Raw genomic sequence first — 17,704 nt, 5'->3', positions numbered from 1 at the left:
CTTATGTTTGTCCCCTGGTTTTTCAACTCATCAAGGAAGGCATCATGACCACCGCACTGTTAATCATCGACGTTCAGCAGGCCCTGTGTTCCGGCGAATACGAGTGCTTCGAGATCGGGCGCGTCATCGACACCATCAACGGCCTCAGTGCCCGGGCGAGAAAAGCCGGGGTTCCGGTGGTGCTGATCCAGCACGAAGAAGAGGGCGATCTGTTGAAACACGGTGCTCCCGGCTGGCAACTGGCCGAAGGGCTGCAAACCTCACCGGACGATCATCGCGTGCGTAAAACCACCGGCGATTCGTTCTATCAGACCAACCTGCAGAACCTGGTACCCGTGCAAGACTTCGAACGCCTGGTCATCTGTGGTCTGCAAACCGATTACTGCGTGAACGCCACCGTGCGTCAGGCGCATCAACTGGGTTACGACGTGGTGCTGGCCGCCGACGCGCATTCCACCGTCGACAATGGCAATGTGACGGCCGAAGACATCATTGCCGAGCACAACAAGGATTGGGCTGACCTGAGCGGTTCGGTGGCCAGAATCGACGTGATCCCGGCCAAGGACATCCAATTCTGAAACCACCGCAATCCCTGTGGGAGCGAGCCTGCTCGCGAAGACGGCGTGTCAGTCAACATCAATGTGATTGAAAGACCGCTTTCGCGAGCAGGCTCGCTCCCACATGAGTTGTGTGTTCACGGCGAGCCGAAGATATCGATCAACTCATTCAAAAAAGCACTGACCAGATCCCGCTGCCGCGCCGAGTGCCGCACCGCTGCGTGAAAGCCCACCTCATAGCGCAGCAACTCGGGATTGAGCGGATGCAACTGCCCCAGCTGTTCATGCCGGGCGGCATAGTGCTGCGGCAGAAAACCCAGGTGTTGACCCGACAGGATGAGCAGGGCAGCGCCGTCCATGCTGTCGGTGAGTACGGTCAGGCGTTCGATTGAGGTCGGCGCCGGCATTTCCGGCAACGGGTGGCTCGGCCAGACCCAGTCGTAGTGGCTGACATCCTCGCGGGTCAGCGCGCCCACTTGCTCGAACAACGGGTGTGACGGCGCGCAATAGGCGATCTGGGTTTCCTGAAACAACGGGAAGTAATCGATATTCGGCAAGCGGTGCCAGAAATACCCGATCGCCAGATCGATATGGCTGTTGATGATTTTCTCTTCCAGCAGCGACGACGACAGTTCGGTGAAATGGAAGTACAGGCCTTCATGCCGAGCCCGCAAACGTGCGATGGCCAAGCCGATTTTCTTGTTCGCCACCGGATCGATCTGCCCCAGCAGGCCGATGTTGATGTTGCCCGAGACCTTGCGGTTGATGTGCTGGACTTCGACCCGGAAGCCCTCGGCTGCCGCCAGCAGGCGCCGCGCGGCCTCGACGAACTGGCCACCCTTGGGCGTCACCGAAAAACCGCCGCGACCGCGTTCGCACAAGCGAAACCCTACCCGTGCCTCCAGCGTCGCCAGTTGCGCGCTGATGGTCGGTTGCGTGGTGTTGAGGGCGGTTTGTGCCGCCGAAATCCCGCCGGCTTCGACGACCGTGAGAAATACCCGGATCAAGCGCAGATCCAGCTCCGTTACAGTTCCCAGCATGGGGGCTCCCGACAGTCGATTACATAGATACAGATCTATGTGAACAGTGTGTTTGCAATATTTTACCGAACAGACCTTCGCCATACATTGCAGGGAAACCAGGGGCATCGTCAGCTTTTTCTGGCGCTTCACCGGATCTGGATGTTGAACCGGCCTCTGCACCCACAACAAAAACAATCAACTGCATAGGAACCATCGTATGTCAGGGTCCCCACTTTCCGCGCACGCCGCCGAGGCTGGCAGCGGGTTGGCCATCGAAGGCCACTCGATCGACTATATTCCGCACAATGAACGTCACGCCAAACTCAGTAGCCAGGGGCCGTTCTGGTTTCTCGGCAATTTCCACTTCTTCACCATCTCCATCGGTTTCGTCGGGCCAAGCCTTGGCTTGTCGGCGCTGTGGACCCTGCTGGCCGGTGCGCTGGGCATCATGTTCGGCACTATCTTCATGGCGTTCCACGGCTCACAAGGTCCGGAAATGGGCCTGCCGCAAATGATCCAGTCCCGCGCCCAGTTCGGCTATCGCGGGGTGATCCTGGCGTTGATGGCGACGATGTTTGTGTTCGTCGGGTTCAACGTGGTGAACATCTCGTTGATCATGAACGGGCTTGAGCAGGTGTTTGGCGTTGACCCGACCATCGTCGCCGTGATCGTGGTGCTGATCGGTGCGTTGCTGTCGATCTACGGGCACGACCTGATGCACAAGGCTTTCAAGTGGGCGTTGCTGGCCACCTTGCCGCTCTATGCAGGGGTCACCATCGCCCTGATGTTCGGTGCAGGTTCCGAAGGCGTCACCCCCGCGACTGATCTGGGCTTCAGCTGGATTGCCTTCGCCACGTTGTTCGCCATCGGCGCCAGCTACAACATTTCCTACGCGCCTTACGTTTCCGACTATTCCCGGTACCTGCCGAAAAACACCAGCCGGCCGAAACTGATCGCGGCGGTGTTCATCGGCGCCTCGTTGTCCGGTAGCTGGATGATCGGCCTCGGTGCCTGGCTGGCCCAGGAACTGAAAGCGACGGATGCACTGGTGGCGTTGAATCAGGTCGGCTCTTCGATGATTCCGGGGCTGGGCAATTTGCTGGTGGTGGTATCGGTGGCCGGCTTCCTGCCGATTATCGCGCTCAACACCTACAGTGCCATGCTGACCTTGCTCACCGGTGTCGACTCAATCAAGAAAATCACCCCGACGCCCCGTGCCCGGGTGCTGTCGATCAGCGTGATCAGCCTCATCCTGTTGGCTTGCGTGCTGTCGATCAAGGGTGACGGCATTGCGCTGTTGAACACCTTCCTGGTGTTGCTGCTGTACTTCCTTGTGCCGTGGACCGCGGTCAACCTGGTGGACTATTTCTTCGTGCGCAAAGGTCGTTACGCGATTCCGCATTTCTTCACGCCGAAGGGCATTTATGGTGCCTGGCAATTTCGCGGCATCGTCGCCTACCTGATCGGCTTTGCCGCCATGGTGCCGTTCTTCTACATCTACGATGCCGCGGCCGGCAAGGAAGTGTTCGTCGGTCCGCTGGCGCGCATGCTCGAAGGCGTGGACATCGCCTGGCTGGTGGGTCTGGTGGTGTCGGGCTTGAGTTATTACCTGCTCAGCCGTTCGCTGGACTTGAAAGCCGAACGCCGGGTCATCGACGCGATCACCGAGCATGACATCGTCGCCATGACCCATCAATCCGCGGAGGCCGTGCGTTGAGTATTGCCAAGAGTACCCTGGTCGCCTGCTGCCAACTGGCACCGAAAATCGGCGACCTCGCTTACAACCGTACCCTCACCGAGCGGGCGATCCGCTCGGCGGCGCTGCAGGGCGCCCAGGTCGTGGTACTGCCGGAGCTGGTACAGAGCGGCTACCTGTTTGTCGACCGCGAAGAAGCCCTGGCCCTGAGTGAAACCCGTGACGGCCCGACCCTGCGCCTGTGGCAGGCCCTGGCCCGGGAATTGAACGTCGTCGTGGTGGGCGGTTTCTGTGAGCGGCTGGCCGACAATGAGCTGGCCAACAGCGCGGCGCTGATCGATGCCCGGGGCTTGCGTGCGGTGTACCGCAAGGCGCATCTGTGGGATGGCGAAAAGGATATCTTCAGCGCCGGGGATGCTGCGCCGCCGGTGATCGAAACGGTCCACGGGCGGATCGGCGTGCTGATCTGCTACGACCTGGAGTTCCCCGAGTGGGTGCGTCTCCCGGCCCTTGCCGGCGCCGACCTGATCTGTGCGCCGGTCAACTGGCCCGATGGCCCGCGACCGCAAACCGAGCGTCCGGCGGAGGTCTTGCGGGTGCAGGCCAACGCTTCGGTCAACCGCTTGTTCATCGCTGCCTGTGACCGTTATGGACATGAGCGCGGCGTGGGCTGGGTGCAGGGCTCGGTGATCGTCGATGCCGATGGTTATCCGTTGGCGGGGCCGGCGGAGCAGGGCGGCGAGCAGATTCTGCTGGCCATGCTCAACCTTGCCGAGGCGCGTAACAAGCGCATCAGCGAGGGCAATGACCTGCACCGGGATCGGCGGCCGCAGTTGTATGGCTTGAGCAGCGCGGTGCAGTGACGCTCGGCACCCGACGCGGGAAAATCGGGTGCGCGTTACCCGTCTTTCAGTTTGATCAACGCCGCCGGGCATTCCTCAAAGGAAATCGGCTGAATCCTTCCCCTCAGCCCGGCGACGTCCACGGTTTCCTGCACAATTGCCATTTGCAGCTAGGTGTTCAGAGCACGGTGGAGTTGGGCTCGGTGCTGCGTTTGTCTAACGTGCAGGGGGAGTCAGCGCGCCGGGATTGAATGTGGCGCTTCCATATTATCCAGCACCCGACTCACCGCCAGTTCACCCAGCATGATGACCTGTTGAAGGGCCAGCATCGTGTTGCGGTGCGTACCTTCCAGCGTGCCGGAAAATTCATTGGCCAATACGCTCGCCGAGGCGAGCGACTCACAGGCGTAGGCCAGCAGCGTTTCGTTGTTGATGTCAGGCGCCACGACAAAAAGGGCGTTGGGCGGGCGTTTGGTGGTCATGTCAGGAGCAGGTGGATTCAGGTAATGGTCCAGTGCGCTGTTGACAGCATGGTGCAGTTTTTTTGAAGGGGTAGAGACGTAAGGAGCAGTGCTTTCTACTTCTGACCTGGTGGGGAGGTCGGGGACCTTGCGCATGGTGAATCTCCGTGAGCTGTTATTGGGGCTATCACGCTAACGGTCACGCTTCCGACGGCCAACCCTAAAAACATGTCGGATGCTTCCCGGTTTTTCTGACGGTTTTAATCATGGACAGGCGCAAATCCCAACCCGTTAAACACCCTTTGATAGAGGGTGTTTAATCAGCGTCGGATTCACTTCCTGAAGGTTACAAGGCCTTGTGGTGCTGCCTACAGCTGCAACACGCCCACTATTTAGGGGGGAGATAAAAATGTGAACAAGAAACATCCGCAATAATGGTTATACTCGGCGATACGACAATCATCGGAAGACGGACGCACAGGTCATCTGGCTGGTGTACCCACCCGCAGTGGAAGGGGTGTTGGCTGGAAAGGGACGGTTCATTAACATCCGTGTCGTTTTTTTTAACCTGACAATAACGCCCTACCTTCCGGACCCGCCGTTCATGGATGTTTCAGCACTTCTTTATCAATACCTGTTCCGGTGGGTGATTACCCCTGTCAGCGACCAGTTCCTTGGCCTTTTCGACCTCAATGGCCGCCTCTGTCTGGCTTTTCTGTTCAGCTCCTACGCCGTTGCCTATGGCTTGTTTCGCTTTCGCAAAACCCGTGGATTGACCGACGCACCCACGTTCTGGCAGTTCATCGGTGGTAACCGCGTGCATTTTCATCCCTCGGCGCTGCTCGATTACCGCTACTACTTTGTGCGCGCCATCCTGAAAGTCATGCTGGTGGTGCCCATCGTCGGCCTGGTGGACCCGTATGTGTTGCGCTCAGGGGATTACGTGCGCTTCTTCACCCACCTGTGGGGCGCACGGGTGCAGGTGGAGCAGCACCTTGGGTTGTCCTTGCTCTACGGACTGGGGGTCTTCCTGTTGCAGGACTTCCTGCATTACTGGGCCCACCGCGCCTACCATTCGCGCTACCTGTGGGCGTTCCACAAGGTCCATCACTCGGCGACGGTGCTGGTGCCGGTCACGGCCAGCCGGGTGCACTTCATCGAGAAAATAATCGAGCGGTTGATCGATATCGTGTTTCTCAGCGTCTTTGCCGGCCTCTTCTGGTACGCCTGCGGCGGTGAGATCGACCGCTACACGCTGTTCGGCGTGACCTACATGGTGTTCATTCTCAACGCCCTGGCATCCAACCTGCGGCACAGTCATGTCTGGCTGTCGTTCGGGCCGGTGGTCGAGCACGTGCTCAACAGCCCGGCCCAGCATCAGGTCCATCACAGTGACGCACCTCGGCACATCAACAAGAATTTCGGGGGCAACCTGTCACTCTGGGACTGGATGTTCGGCACGCTTTACGTCACGCGGTCCGAGCCTGAGGCCATTCGCTTCGGCACCGGCGGGGCGGATCAGCAGCGTTACTTGACGCTCTACAGCCTGATCGTGACGCCGTTTGTCGAAACCGCGCGCAAGCTGCGTAAAACCAGGCGCTCGCTCCCACAGGTTTGCACCGCTCAGCACAGGGGCAGGATCAACGCTCGGGCAGCTGCCAGCGCTCACGCAAATGTTCGTACTCGGCCTCGGGCAACTGCACCAGCAGCGGAGACTGCTGTGGGTCCAGCCAGTTGAACAGACGCTCGATATCTGTCGGCGCCATGGCGGTACAGCCCCGGGTCGGCGTCGTCGGGCTGCGCCATATGTGGAAGAAGATGCACGAGCCGGCGGCAGGGAATGCCGGGGTGTTGTGTTCGATGAAAATACCCTGGCGATACAAGTCATCGCTGCGCCGCATGCGTTCGGAACTGCCCCAGTCCTTGGCGACCGTCGTGCCGTCGACCAGTTGGTTGTAGCGTTTGGACTGGCTGTCATCCACGCATTCGATGGCCGGCGTCAGCGCGAGATAGGGCAGTTTCGTTTCAGCTTTTGGGGCGTAGCCGAACGCCGTACCCAGTTTGAAAATCCCGGCCGGCGCTTTACCGTCGCCTTCCTGTTTGATCGGTCCCTGACGTTTTTCGAGGCTGGCGGGTTCCTGGGCCCAACCCATTCCGTTTTTGCCCAAAACCACAGGAAAAGCAGCCTCGAGCTTTTCAAACCTGTTGTCGCGCCGTTCATAGCGCTGGGCAGTGCCTTGAATGTCATCCCAGTGTTTGCTGGTGACAACGATCAACTGCCGACTGTCGCCGAGCCCTTGGGCCATCGGTTCAAGCGGGGTAATGGGGAAATCCATGACGGTCTTCAAGCCAGGATCGCGCGAGTATGTGAAATGCCACCACTCGGCGGAATAGCCAGTGAAGCCCTCTGCCTCCATGGCACGGGTGAGCCGCTGGCGATTGTCCATGGCCGTGGGGTTGATCAATGTCGTGTCGGTGTGGGCGCGCTCATCGAAGCAGTCAAAACCGGTGCCCATGTCGACGGCGCCATCGTGCCAGCGCTGGCCATAAGGTGCCGTGCAATCGACGGGTGTGGCTGAAGGCGTCCAGGTGTCGGCGGGCAGGGCACCCGGACCGGTGAGGGTCAGGTCGACCGTGCCGCCCCTGGAGTGATTGGACACTCGTGCCACGTAGCCCAGGCGCCAGAAATCCTGCTTGTCCACCCGTGGATAGAATTCGGCCTTGCGCGGGTCACCCGGTTCCGTCGCAAAACGCCCCATGTCCGCCACCGCCCGACGGGGGCGATAGCAGTCGAATACTTTCAAACCATAGCCTTGCGCCCGCAATGCCGATTGCACCCGGGCGAGGGCCTTGGCGGCGTCGAGCGACAGCAGGCACTCCGCCGCTTCGTAGCCGTCGAGCGGGTGCCCGGTGAAGTTCTGGGCACCGGCATAACGGATGTCCTGCTCGATGCCTGGATCGATCGTACGCAAATACACCATGTGCCCGGGCCTGTCTTCAGCATTGGCGAGGCAGGGCAAGGTGAGGCTCAGGAACAGGAGCAAAGATCGAGCTGCAGATGGCATCGTGCCGGACCTCCAGGAGGGTGTTGGTGCAAAGAACCGTGGGAGCGAACCCGCTCGCCAAAGCGGCCTGCCAGCCGACATCAATGTAGCCGACATACCGCATTCGCGAGCAGGCTCGCCCCCACAGAGGAACGGTTTGTCAGGGCTTCTCGGGTGAAGCCACTGTGCGCGAACAGGCCGCCAGATCCTCAAGAAATGCCTGGAGAATCGGCGGCGGTGCCGTGCCGCGCCGGGTGATCACGTCGAACGGTGACATCAGTTGCAGACTCTGCGGGGCGAGCTGGTGCATCTCCCCGGTCTTGATCCACTGGGCGGCGAAATGGGCCGGCAGAAAGCCCAGGTAAGCCCCGGAGATGATCAGAATCGCCAGGGCCTCGATGTTGTCCACGGTCGCCGCCGCCTTGCTCACCCCCAGGTGTTCCAGGTCGTATTGCTGCATGTAGCCGCGCACGACAATGCGGCTGGTGCTGATTTCTTCAAGCAGCTCATCCCCTTCGGCCTGGCAGCCGAACAGCGGATGCCGCCGCCCGCAATACAGCCCCAGCGCTTCCTGATACAGCGGCGAATGCTGCAACCCCGGCACATGGATCGGGAAGTGCCCGATGGCCAGGTGCAGGCGGCCGTCGAGCACCCGTTCCTCCAATTCCGCGGGTTCGCCGACGTACACGCTCAAGTGCACATCGTGCCCGCGCGATACGAAGCGTTGGGTGGTGCGCGGGATCGGCGAATCCGGGTCGGTGATGGTGGTGTCGATGATCCCCAGGTTGAGCTTGCCGCTGATGTGTTGCTTGAGCACATCGGCGTCCATGCAGAAATTTTCCACCGCCGAGAGCAGGCGCTGGGTGGCTTCATGAATTGCCACGCCTTGCTCGGTCAGGCGAAAGCCACTGCGTCCACGCTGGCAGAGCTTGACCCCAAGCCGGGTCTCCAGATGGGTCATCTGTTCGCTGATGGTCGACTGGCCGGCGTTCAACGCCGCCTGCGCCGCGGAAAAGCCACCACAGCGGACAATCGTGGCAAACACCCTGAGCAATTTCAGGTCGACATCGTGCAGTTGAATCACCTTGGACCTCCCGCCTGCGAATACATCGGCAATGCCGATATGAGTATCTGATGTTTAGCATTTTTTCCACGAAAAGCTGCGCCCATAGTCTTTCCAACGGCGGTCGCCTTGCAGTCCGCCCAGCCGATAACAAGAAGTGGAGAGGCTTGAAATGTCGAACAACGGTTATGAATCCGGTCGTCTGAACCTGCCATTCGTGGGGCATTGCACCTTCGGCAAATCCCCGGTGTGCACCGATTGGGATGCCCTGGACGCAGACGTGGCGGTGCTCGGCGTGCCAAACGACATGGGCACCCAGTGGCGCTCCGGCGCACGGTTCGGACCCCGCGGCATTCGCGAGGCATCGACGCTGTTTTCCTTCGGCCATGCCGGCGCTTACGACCACGAAGATGACGTCATGTACCTGACCTCCGCTGACGTGCGCATGGTCGACGTCGGGGATGCCGACATCGTCCACACCGACATGGTCACCAGTAACCACAACACCGAATACGCGGTGCGCAAGATCCTCGATGCCGGCGTGATGCCGGTGGTACTGGGCGGTGATCACTCGGTGCATGCCCCCGTGATCAAGGCGTTCGAAGGGCGCGGTCCGATCCACATCATCCATTTTGATGCGCACCTGGATTTCGTCGACGAGCGCCATGGCGTGCGCTACGGCCACGGCAACCCGCTGCGCCGCGCCTCGGAAATGAACCACATCGTCGGCATGACCCAGATGGGCATTCGTAACGTGTCGTCGTCCAACCGCGATGACTACGAAGCGGCCCACGCGGCGGGCTCGAAGATTCTTTCGGTACGCGACGTGCGCCGGCTCGGTGTCGATGGGGTGCTGGCGCTGATTCCGCGGAACATCAATTACTACATCACCATCGACATCGACGGTTTCGACCCGTCCATCGCCCCCGGCACCGGCACCCCCAGCCATGGCGGTTTCCTCTACTACGAAGTGCTGGAGATCATCCAGGCGCTGGCCAAACGCAGCCAGGGCAACATCGTCGGCATGGACCTGGTGGAAGTCGCGCCGGTCTACGACCCGACCGGCATGACCTCGATTCTCGCCGCGCAACTGCTGCTCAACAGCATCGGTTTCATCTTCCACGAGCGCGCCCAGGCGCGGCAGTCCATCAACGAAGTCACCCCGGCCTGAGAGCATAAAAATGGACACGATCGTCAAAAACTACCTGCAAAAATTCGGCGTCAGCGAAGCCACCCAAACCTTCCTCAGCAAGGTGCAGAAAATGTTCATCGGCGGTGCCTGGGTCGAAGCCAGCGATGGCCAGGCTTGCGACGTCATCGAGCCGTCGACTGAAGGCCTGATCACCCGCATCCCCATAGGCACTGTCGAGGATCTGGACCGCGCCGTACAAGCCGCCCGTGCCCAGTTCGACGGCGGCGCCTGGCGCCAGGCCAAACCGGCGGAACGCGAACGGCTGATACAGCGCCTGGCGGACCTGATCGAGCAAAACGCCTTTGAGCTGGCGGAGATCGAATCGATCGACATGGGCAAGTCCGTCGCGTTCGCCAAGGATGTCGATATCCAGGGCACGGTCGACACCCTGCGTTACTTCGCCGGTTGGGCCACCAAGCTTCACGGGCGCACCGTCGAGCCGTCGCTGCCGGGCAATTACCTGGCCTATACCCGCAAGGAAGCCGTGGGCGTGGTCGGCGCTATCGTGCCGTGGAATTTCCCGCTGCAAACCATGGCCTGGAAGCTTGGCGCGGCACTGGCCACCGGTTGCACCGTGGTGGTCAAACCCGCCGAACTGACCTCGCTCTCGGCCCTGCGATTTGCTGAGCTGGTACAGGAAGCGGGCATCCCGGACGGCGTGATCAACATCGTCACCGGGCGCGGCAGCGTGGTCGGCGCGGCCATGGCCACCCACCCCGGCATCGACAAACTGACCTTCACCGGATCGACCCCGGTAGGCCGCACCGTGGGCCGCGCCGCACTCGACGAAATGAAGCGACTAACCCTGGAACTGGGAGGAAAATCACCGGTAATCGTCTTGGCCGACGCAGACATTCCGGCCGCTGCGCAAGCGGTCGCCAATGGCGTGTTTTTCAACTCGGGGCAGGTGTGCGACGCCGGTACGCGGGCCTATGTTCATCGCAGCGTCTACGACGAATTCCTGCGTGAACTGATCGCCTACACACGGACCTTGAAGATGGCGCCGGGGCTGGACCCGGACTGTTTCATCGGACCGCTGGTCTCGGCGTTGCAGAAGCAGCGCGTGACCGATTACATCGAGACCGGCAAGCGCGAAGGTGCCGAACTGGTCTACGGCGGCCAGCCGGTCGAGGGTCCGGGTTTCTTCGTCGAGCCGACCATTTTTGCCCATTGCCGCAACGACATGCGCATCGTCCAGGAGGAGATCTTCGGCCCGGTGCTGGTGACCGCCGCGTTCGACGATGAAGAAGAGGCCCTGGCCCTGGCCAATGACTCGCCCTACGGCCTGGCGGCGGCCCTGTATTCCAACGACCTTGGAAAAGTGCACAGCCTGATACCGCGGTTGAAAGCGGGTTCGGTCTACGTCAACGCCCACGGCACCCTCGACCCGTCGATGCCGTTCGGTGGCTACAAGCAGTCGGGTTTCGGCAAGGACCTGGGCGCGGAGCAGCTCGACTACCTGCTCGAAACCAAGGCGGTGTGGATCACGCTGCCCGGTTGACGCAATCCCTGAGGGAGCGAGCCGCTCGCGAAGAGGCCGGCACATTCAGCATTAATGTCGCCTGATCAATCGCCTTCGCGAGCAGGCTCGCTCCCACAGGGATCTTCACGGGGCATTCAACAGGGACGTCGTTCACCCGAAACAATGCGGTTATCTCGTCATGATCTTCCAACAATAAGAGACCATCATGAACATTGACGCCAAGCCTGCTCCGAGTCTGCCCATCCTCGACGACAAATCCGTGGTCGAGGGGCATTCCATCGATTTCATCCCTGAGAACGAGCGCACCGACAAACTGTCGAGCCAAGGCCCGTTCTGGTTCCTCGGCAATTTCACCTTCTTCACCATGACCATCGGCTTCGTCGGCCCAAGCGTGGGCCTGACGGCGCTCTGGACCACCCTGGCCGGTACGCTGGGCATCATGTTCGGCACGCTGTTCATGGCCTTTCATGGCTCGCAAGGCCCGCACCTGGGCCTGCCGCAGATGATCCAGTCTCGGGCGCAGTTCGGTTATCGCGGGGTGATTCTGGTGCTGTTGGCGACGTTGTTCGTGTTCGCCGGTTTCAACATCGTCAACCTGGTGCTGATGATGCAAGGGCTGCACACGCTGTTCGGGTTCAGCCCCACGGTGATTGCGGTGGCGGTGACCATCCCGGCGGCGGTGCTGGCGATTCTGGGGCATGACTGGATGCACCGCAGTTTCAAATGGGCCCTGTACCTGTCGCTGCCGCTGTACGGCCTGGTGACGCTGGCAGTGGTGATGGGCTGGGTGCCGGACGCGGTGTTGCCGCCACTGGCCGAAGGTGAAGCAGCCCCGGCGCCATTGGGCTTCAACTGGACCGGCTTCATCGCCCAGTTCGCGGCGGCGGCGAGCTACAACATTGCGTATGCGCCGTATGTGTCCGATTACTCGCGTTACCTGCCGAAAAACACCTCCAGCGGCAAGTTGATCGCGGTGGTGTTCCTCGGTGCGTCGTTGTCCGGTGCATGGATGATTTCCGTGGGTGGCTGGCTGGCTGATCACCTGCACTCCACCGACGTACTGGTGGCCTTGGGGCAAGTCGGCAACACCGTGTCGCCACTGATGGGCACAGCGGTAGTGGTCATCACCATCCTGGCGTTCCTGCCGGTGATTGCGATGAATATCTACAGCGCCAAGCTGACCACGCTGACCTGCGTCGACTCCATCAAGCGCATCGAACCGACCCGCAAGGCGCGAATCCTGGCCATCGGTTTCGTGATCCTGCTGCAACTGGGCGTGGCCCTGAGCATCCAGAGTTCGGGCAAGGGCCTGTCGGTGCTCGGCATCTACCTGGTGGTGATGCTGTACTTCCTGGTGCCCTGGACCTCGGTCAACCTCACCGACTACTTCTTCGTGCGCAAGGGCCGCTACGCCATCCCGCACTTCTTCATGCCCCACGGCAATATCTATGGCAGTTGGGGCCTGCGGGGCATTGTCGCGTATGCCATCGGCTTCATCTCGATGATCCCGTTCTTCTACATCTATGACGGTGTAGAGCAGCGCGAGGTGTATGTCGGCCCGCTGGCCAAGGCGTTGGGCAGCATCGACATCGCCTGGCTGATCGGGCTGATCGTATCGGGGCTGGCGTACTACTGGCTGAGCCGCTCGATCGATCTCAAGCGCGAAGAAACCATCATCCAGCACATCGAAAAAACCTGCCCGCACTACACCACCGGCGACTCGCTGACCAAACCCTCGTTGCCGGTGTTCAACGAATCGGCGGCTCGGAGATAAATCATGGCTACGCAAAAATACGACTACATCATCATCGGTGCCGGTTCGGCCGGTTGTGTGTTGGCCAACCGTCTCAGCGAAGACCCGGCCACGTCTGTGCTGGTGCTGGAGTTCGGCGGCAGCGACCGCAGCGTGGTGATCCAGATGCCCAGTGCGTTTTCGATCCCGATGAACACCAAAAAGTACAACTGGCGCTACGAAACCGAGCCTGAGACGTACCTCAATGGCCGGCGCATTCACTGCCCGCGCGGCAAGGTGTTGGGGGGATCGTCGTCGATCAATGGCCTGGTCTACATCCGTGGCCATGCCTATGACTTCGATGAGTGGGAAACCCTCGGCGCCCAGGGCTGGGGTTATAAAAATTGCCTGCCGTACTTCAAGCGTGCCGAGAGCTACGAGTCCGGTGGGGACAGCTATCGCGGGCAAACCGGGCCGCTGCACACCACCAACGGCAACCACATGAAAAACCCGCTGTACGGGGCCTGGGTCGAAGCCGGCGCCGAAGCGGGCTATATCAAGACTGACGATTGCAACGGCTTCATGCAGGAAGGCTTCGGAGCCATGCACATGACCGTCAAGAACGGCGTGCGTTGTTCCACCGCCAATGCCTATCTGCGCCCAGCCATGGGCCGCCCGAACCTGACCGTGATCACCCACGCGATGACCCGGCAGATCATCCTCGAAGGCAAGCGCGCGGTAGGCATTCGCTATGATCACGACGGCCAGACCCATGAGGTGTATTGCAATCGCGAAGTGCTGATTTCGTCCGGCCCCATCGGTTCGCCGCACTTGCTGCAACGCTCCGGCATCGGCCCGGCCGGCGTCCTGCGCAAGGCCGGGATCGAGGTGCGCCATGATCTGCCCGGGGTAGGGGAGAACCTGCAGGATCACGCCGAGGTGTACATCCAGTTCGGCTGCAAGGAACCGGTGACACTCAACAGCAAAATGGACCCGCTGAGCAAGTTGTTGATCGGCCTGCGCTGGCTGCTGTTCAAGGATGGCCTGGGCGCGACCAATCACTTCGAGGCCGGCGGTTTCATCCGCTCCGACAAGGGCCTGCGCTGGCCGGACATCCAGTTCCACTTTCTGCCGGCCGCCATGCGTTACGACGGCAACAAGCCGATCAAGGGCCACGGTTTCATGGTGCTCACCGGGCCGAACAAACCCAAAAGCCGCGGTTATGTTCGGGTGCGTTCCGCCGACCCTTACGAACACCCGGAAATCCGCTTCAACTACCTGCAACGCGAGGAGGATCGCGAAGGCTTCCGCCGCTGTATCCGCCTGACCCGCGAGATCATCGGCCAGAAGGCCATGGACCGTTTCCGCGACGGCGAAATCGCCCCTGGTCCGCTGGTGCAAACCGATGAACAGATCGATGCCTTCGTCCGGGAAAACCTCGAAAGCACCTATCACCCTTGTGGCTCATGCCGCATGGGCGAGGACGATATGGCGGTGGTGGATTCCGAGCTGCGGGTGCATGGCATTGCCGGGCTGCGGGTGATCGACTCCTCGGTGTTCCCGACCGAGCCGAACGGTAACCTCAATGCCCCGACCATCATGCTGGCCGAGCGGGCGTCGGATCTGGTGCGCGGGGTGGCAATGCTGCCGGCATCGCAGGTGCCGGTGGGGCTGGTGCAGAACTGGGAAAACAGCCAGCGCTCGGCGTTGCCAGGGCGTAACGTGCGGGTCTGACCCGAAACATTGTGGGAGCGAGCCCGCTCGCTCCCACAGGAAAAAGTCCATTCCCATTGCTAGGCTGTAATTCCCCGAACCCGCAATGGAACATCCCCATGGCTATCCAGGCCCTGCGCGCCGACGCTGCCAGCATCGAAAGAATCGCCCCCTTGTTCGACGCCTATCGCGGCTTCTACGGTCAGCCTTCGAACCTGGCGCAGTCGCGTGACTTTATTGCCGAGCGCATCGCCCGGGACGAGTCGGTGATTTTCCATGCCGTGGACGCCAGTGGCGAAACCCTGGGTTTCGTGCAGATGTTCCCGACGTTTTCCTCCATCGACGCGCACCGTACCTGGTTGCTCGGCGACCTGTTCACCGCGCCTGCCGCCCGGGGCAAAGGCGTCGGCAGGCTTTTGATGAACACCGCCCGCGATTTCGCGCGGTTGATGGGCGCCAGGGGCATGACCCTGGAAACAGCGACGGATAACATCAGCGCACAACGTTTGTACGAGTCATTGGGCTATGTGCGTGATCCGGGTTACTACACCTATTGTCTCGATTTGACCAAGGGCTGATCCGCTGATGACCGGAGCTCGCGCAGAAACTCGCCCTGGGATCTGGCGCAGGTAAGAATGCGATAGCGCGTACTGCGAGAAACGCCGCTGTCGCGAAACCGCGTATACACCGGCTGGAAAATCTCCCGGTTTACGGTCGGGTGCGCCATGGCCAGGTAGTGTTCGCAGCAAGCGTCGTAGTCCGCCAGCGAAATGAACCTCTGGAACCAGTAGCGATAGAAATAGCCCAGCAGAAAGCCCAGGCTGAAGTCGTGATCCAGCACCGAATGTGCGCAGCATTCGAAATCGATCAGCCTCAGCGCGCCATCGGGACCGATCAGGATGTTCCTGGGGTGCGGGTCCATGTGCACAAAACCTTCGACCAGGGTCTGGCCAAACAGGCGGAAAACCTCCAGCAGCAGGGTGGCGGCCTGTTCCGGTTTCGTGATGAGTCGTTCATCGACGCTGCAATGGTTATCAAAAAAAACTGACCAGCAAATACTCTTCCTTGAGAAACGGAAAACGCCCGCTGTGGCCGAAAGCCGCGACCCGGGGCGAGGTCTGCGATTTGGCGGACACCGCTGACAAATCGGGTTTAGGGATACGTTCGTGATCAAAAAAAATGGCAGCCTCGACGAGGCTGCCACCACAGGGCTAGTTAGGCATTGGAATGATGACGCCTTCTTTCTCCAGGTCTTCGCGAACGGACTGGAATTTTTGGTATTTGGACAACTCGACAGGGCCGTCGTAACTCATGCTTTGCAGTTTGCGTGGTGGATATTGGACGTAGGTTTTCATCAGTTTCGTGATCGCCATGCTGATCGGCACCATGGTCCAGGTGTGCTCGGTGTAGTTGTTCATGAACACGTCGTAGCGTTCCTGCGGATCCTGCAGCAGGTCGAAGACCTGTGGCACCGTCGCCACATACTTGCTCGGGCCTTTCCAGCCCTGGTTGCTGTCGACCGCCAGTCCACCGGTGACGGCTCCATTGTCGCCCCTAAGGTTGAACACGGCCTTGTAGTTGCCGACACGGGCGGCACCGGGAGAGAGCTCGTTCTCGGTGAAGTAGAACCACTCTTTACGAGGGGCCGGGCCGGTTCCGAGCAGCACCGGGGTCATGTCGTAGCTGTCGAAGATGATCGGCTTGCCTTCACGATCCTTGTCCGGCAGCTTCACGCCGGCAATGGAAGCAAAGGTCGCCATCAGGTCCAGACCGCCCATGATGTCGTGGTTCTTGGTGTTGGGCTTGATCTTGCCGGGCCAGGCCATGATTGCCGGCACGCGGTTGCCGCCTTCGCGCACGGTGCCTTTGGTGCCACGGAAGGGCGTGTAGCCGGCGTCGGGGTAAACGTCCTGCCAGGCGCCGTTGTCGGTGGTGTAGACCACCAGGGTGTTTTTATCCATTCCCAGGGCTTTCAACTTGTCCAGAATGCGACCGATGCGGGTATCGAGTTCTACCACCGAGTCGGCGTATTTGGTCTTGGAGATCGACTTGTGGGCGAACTCCGGTGCCGGCATGTTCGGCTGGTGCACCTTCATGAAGTTGACGTTGATGAAGAACGGTTTGTCGGATTTCGATGCGGTGTCGAGAAACTCCAGCGCGGCTTTTTCGACATAGCCGTCGAAGAACGGGATGCCGACGACACCGGGTTTGCCATCGATCAGAGGCGTGTCGACGTACTGGCCGTTGATCTTGAATTCTTCGACCGCTTTTTCCCCCGTTTTTGCCGACAGCGCGCCGCGCGTCACTTTGGTAAACATGGCGCGGGTTTCGTCGTCCATGTCCGGGAACCATGCAGGGTCCGCGTAGGTGTAGGCGTTCAGGTGATACAGGCCAACGTACTTCATCACGTCATAGCCTTGAGCATTGGGCAGGGCGTAGTCGTCTTCGCCCAAGTGCCACTTGCCGGTGAAGTAGGTGTCGTAACCTCCGGTTTTCAGCACGGAGGCCAGCGTCCATTCCGCCGCCGGCAAGCCACCGCCCTGACCCTGAAAGGCTACCGTGGTCATGCCGCTGCGGTTGGGGATGCGCCCGGTCTGCATCGCGGCCCGGCCCGGGGTGCAACTGGGTTGGGCATAGAAGGAGTAGAAGGTGGTGCCTTCAGCCGCCAACTGGTCGATGCTGGGCGTCGGCATGCCTCGTCCGACACCGCCGCCGTAAGGGCCGAGATCACCGTAGCCGGTGTCGTCGGAGACGATGAACAGGATATTGGTTTTTTCTGTCTGTGCTGCCTGCGCTATACCGTTGAGTGCGATGATTAATGAACACGCAACGTAAAATCTGATGTGGTGCGAGTGCCTATTCATACCCGGTGTCCTCTCAAGAATTGCTGCCAGACCAC

15 protein-coding genes are annotated in these 17,704 nt (G+C 60.6%); 9 read left to right on the top strand and 6 right to left on the bottom strand.

Going from position 1 to position 17,704, the window contains the following annotated elements; translation table 11 throughout:
- Positions 1-44 precede the first annotated feature (44 nt).
- Complete coding sequence (locus AC07ZE_RS18905) at positions 45-578, top strand: cysteine hydrolase family protein (RefSeq protein ID WP_207266183.1); 534 nt, start codon at positions 45-47, stop codon at positions 576-578.
- A gap of 116 nt (positions 579-694) precedes the next feature.
- On the opposite strand, the gene AC07ZE_RS18900 is transcribed toward AC07ZE_RS18905, so the two are convergent.
- Positions 695-1,597 carry a LysR family transcriptional regulator gene (locus AC07ZE_RS18900; RefSeq protein ID WP_095192681.1) on the bottom strand — a complete coding sequence of 301 codons (903 nt, stop codon included), beginning with the start codon at positions 1,595-1,597 and terminating at the stop codon, positions 695-697.
- Positions 1,598-1,796: 199 nt separating this feature from the next.
- Between AC07ZE_RS18900 and AC07ZE_RS18895 the strand changes: the two genes are divergently transcribed.
- Together AC07ZE_RS18895 and AC07ZE_RS18890 are read left to right on the top strand one after the other, a co-directional pair.
- A complete protein-coding gene (locus AC07ZE_RS18895) occupies positions 1,797-3,296 on the top strand; it encodes a purine-cytosine permease family protein (RefSeq protein WP_207266182.1) in 1,500 nt (499 codons plus the stop codon).
- Entirely contained in the window at positions 3,293-4,138 is an 846-nt protein-coding gene (locus tag AC07ZE_RS18890) for a nitrilase family protein (protein WP_207266181.1), read from the top strand. The genes AC07ZE_RS18895 and AC07ZE_RS18890 overlap by 4 nt, the downstream gene beginning before the upstream one ends.
- A 212-nt stretch (positions 4,139-4,350) precedes the next feature.
- On the opposite strand, the gene AC07ZE_RS18885 is transcribed toward AC07ZE_RS18890, so the two are convergent.
- Positions 4,351-4,734: a DUF6124 family protein gene (locus tag AC07ZE_RS18885; protein WP_207266180.1), complete on the bottom strand. Its 384-nt coding sequence runs from the start codon at positions 4,732-4,734 to the stop codon at positions 4,351-4,353.
- A gap of 448 nt (positions 4,735-5,182) precedes the next feature.
- Between AC07ZE_RS18885 and AC07ZE_RS18880 the strand changes: the two genes are divergently transcribed.
- A complete protein-coding gene (locus AC07ZE_RS18880) occupies positions 5,183-6,316 on the top strand; it encodes a sterol desaturase family protein (RefSeq protein ID WP_207266179.1) in 1,134 nt (377 codons plus the stop codon).
- Here AC07ZE_RS18880 and AC07ZE_RS18875 read toward each other — a convergent pair.
- A complete protein-coding gene (locus AC07ZE_RS18875; protein WP_207266178.1) occupies positions 6,219-7,643 on the bottom strand; it encodes a M15 family metallopeptidase in 1,425 nt (474 codons plus the stop codon). The genes AC07ZE_RS18880 and AC07ZE_RS18875 overlap by 98 nt on opposite strands.
- Before the next feature lie 139 nt (positions 7,644-7,782).
- A complete protein-coding gene (locus AC07ZE_RS18870; RefSeq protein ID WP_207266177.1) occupies positions 7,783-8,706 on the bottom strand; it encodes a LysR family transcriptional regulator in 924 nt (307 codons plus the stop codon).
- 151 nt (positions 8,707-8,857) lie between these two features.
- On the opposite strand from AC07ZE_RS18870, the gene speB reads away from it, so the two are divergent.
- The 5 genes from speB (at position 8,858) to AC07ZE_RS18845 (ending at position 15,383) form a co-directional block, all read left to right on the top strand.
- Positions 8,858-9,856: an agmatinase gene (gene speB, locus AC07ZE_RS18865; RefSeq protein ID WP_207266176.1), complete on the top strand. Its 999-nt coding sequence runs from the start codon at positions 8,858-8,860 to the stop codon at positions 9,854-9,856.
- Between the two features lie 10 nt (positions 9,857-9,866).
- Positions 9,867-11,378, top strand: a complete 1,512-nt coding sequence (locus tag AC07ZE_RS18860) for an aldehyde dehydrogenase family protein (RefSeq protein WP_207266175.1) — start codon at positions 9,867-9,869, stop codon at positions 11,376-11,378.
- Positions 11,379-11,565: 187 nt separating this feature from the next.
- Positions 11,566-13,134 (top strand): purine-cytosine permease family protein, encoded by a 1,569-nt coding sequence (locus AC07ZE_RS18855; protein WP_207266174.1) that lies wholly within the window; start codon positions 11,566-11,568, stop codon positions 13,132-13,134.
- Between the two features lie 3 nt (positions 13,135-13,137).
- Entirely contained in the window at positions 13,138-14,826 is a 1,689-nt protein-coding gene (betA, locus tag AC07ZE_RS18850) for a choline dehydrogenase (RefSeq protein ID WP_207266173.1), read from the top strand.
- Between the two features lie 98 nt (positions 14,827-14,924).
- Complete coding sequence (locus tag AC07ZE_RS18845) at positions 14,925-15,383, top strand: GNAT family N-acetyltransferase (RefSeq protein ID WP_207266172.1); 459 nt, start codon at positions 14,925-14,927, stop codon at positions 15,381-15,383.
- On the opposite strand, the gene AC07ZE_RS18840 is transcribed toward AC07ZE_RS18845, so the two are convergent.
- Together AC07ZE_RS18840 and AC07ZE_RS18835 are read right to left on the bottom strand one after the other, a co-directional pair.
- Positions 15,356-15,979: a phosphotransferase gene (locus tag AC07ZE_RS18840; RefSeq protein WP_259331980.1), complete on the bottom strand. Its 624-nt coding sequence runs from the start codon at positions 15,977-15,979 to the stop codon at positions 15,356-15,358. The genes AC07ZE_RS18845 and AC07ZE_RS18840 overlap by 28 nt on opposite strands.
- A gap of 37 nt (positions 15,980-16,016) precedes the next feature.
- Positions 16,017-17,669 (bottom strand): arylsulfatase, encoded by a 1,653-nt coding sequence (locus AC07ZE_RS18835; RefSeq protein WP_207266171.1) that lies wholly within the window; start codon positions 17,667-17,669, stop codon positions 16,017-16,019.
- Positions 17,670-17,704: the final 35 nt, after the last annotated feature.

Source organism: Pseudomonas sp. GW101-3H06 (genome assembly GCF_059424605.1).
Note: the sequence above shows the minus strand (reverse complement) of the source record. Positions and strands in the feature narration are given on the sequence as shown.

Coding starts and splice junctions, on each gene's coding strand:
- betA (WP_207266173.1), top strand. CDS start 13,138: ATGGCTACGCAAAAATACGACTACATCATCATCGGTGCCGGTTCGGCC.
- AC07ZE_RS18900 (WP_095192681.1), bottom strand. CDS start 1,597: ATGCTGGGAACTGTAACGGAGCTGGATCTGCGCTTGATCCGGGTATTT.
- AC07ZE_RS18895 (WP_207266182.1), top strand. CDS start 1,797: ATGTCAGGGTCCCCACTTTCCGCGCACGCCGCCGAGGCTGGCAGCGGG.
- AC07ZE_RS18855 (WP_207266174.1), top strand. CDS start 11,566: ATGAACATTGACGCCAAGCCTGCTCCGAGTCTGCCCATCCTCGACGAC.
- AC07ZE_RS18885 (WP_207266180.1), bottom strand. CDS start 4,734: ATGCGCAAGGTCCCCGACCTCCCCACCAGGTCAGAAGTAGAAAGCACT.
- AC07ZE_RS18835 (WP_207266171.1), bottom strand. CDS start 17,669: ATGAATAGGCACTCGCACCACATCAGATTTTACGTTGCGTGTTCATTA.
- AC07ZE_RS18845 (WP_207266172.1), top strand. CDS start 14,925: ATGGCTATCCAGGCCCTGCGCGCCGACGCTGCCAGCATCGAAAGAATC.
- AC07ZE_RS18905 (WP_207266183.1), top strand. CDS start 45: ATGACCACCGCACTGTTAATCATCGACGTTCAGCAGGCCCTGTGTTCC.
- AC07ZE_RS18875 (WP_207266178.1), bottom strand. CDS start 7,643: ATGCCATCTGCAGCTCGATCTTTGCTCCTGTTCCTGAGCCTCACCTTG.
- speB (WP_207266176.1), top strand. CDS start 8,858: ATGTCGAACAACGGTTATGAATCCGGTCGTCTGAACCTGCCATTCGTG.
- AC07ZE_RS18880 (WP_207266179.1), top strand. CDS start 5,183: ATGGATGTTTCAGCACTTCTTTATCAATACCTGTTCCGGTGGGTGATT.
- AC07ZE_RS18860 (WP_207266175.1), top strand. CDS start 9,867: ATGGACACGATCGTCAAAAACTACCTGCAAAAATTCGGCGTCAGCGAA.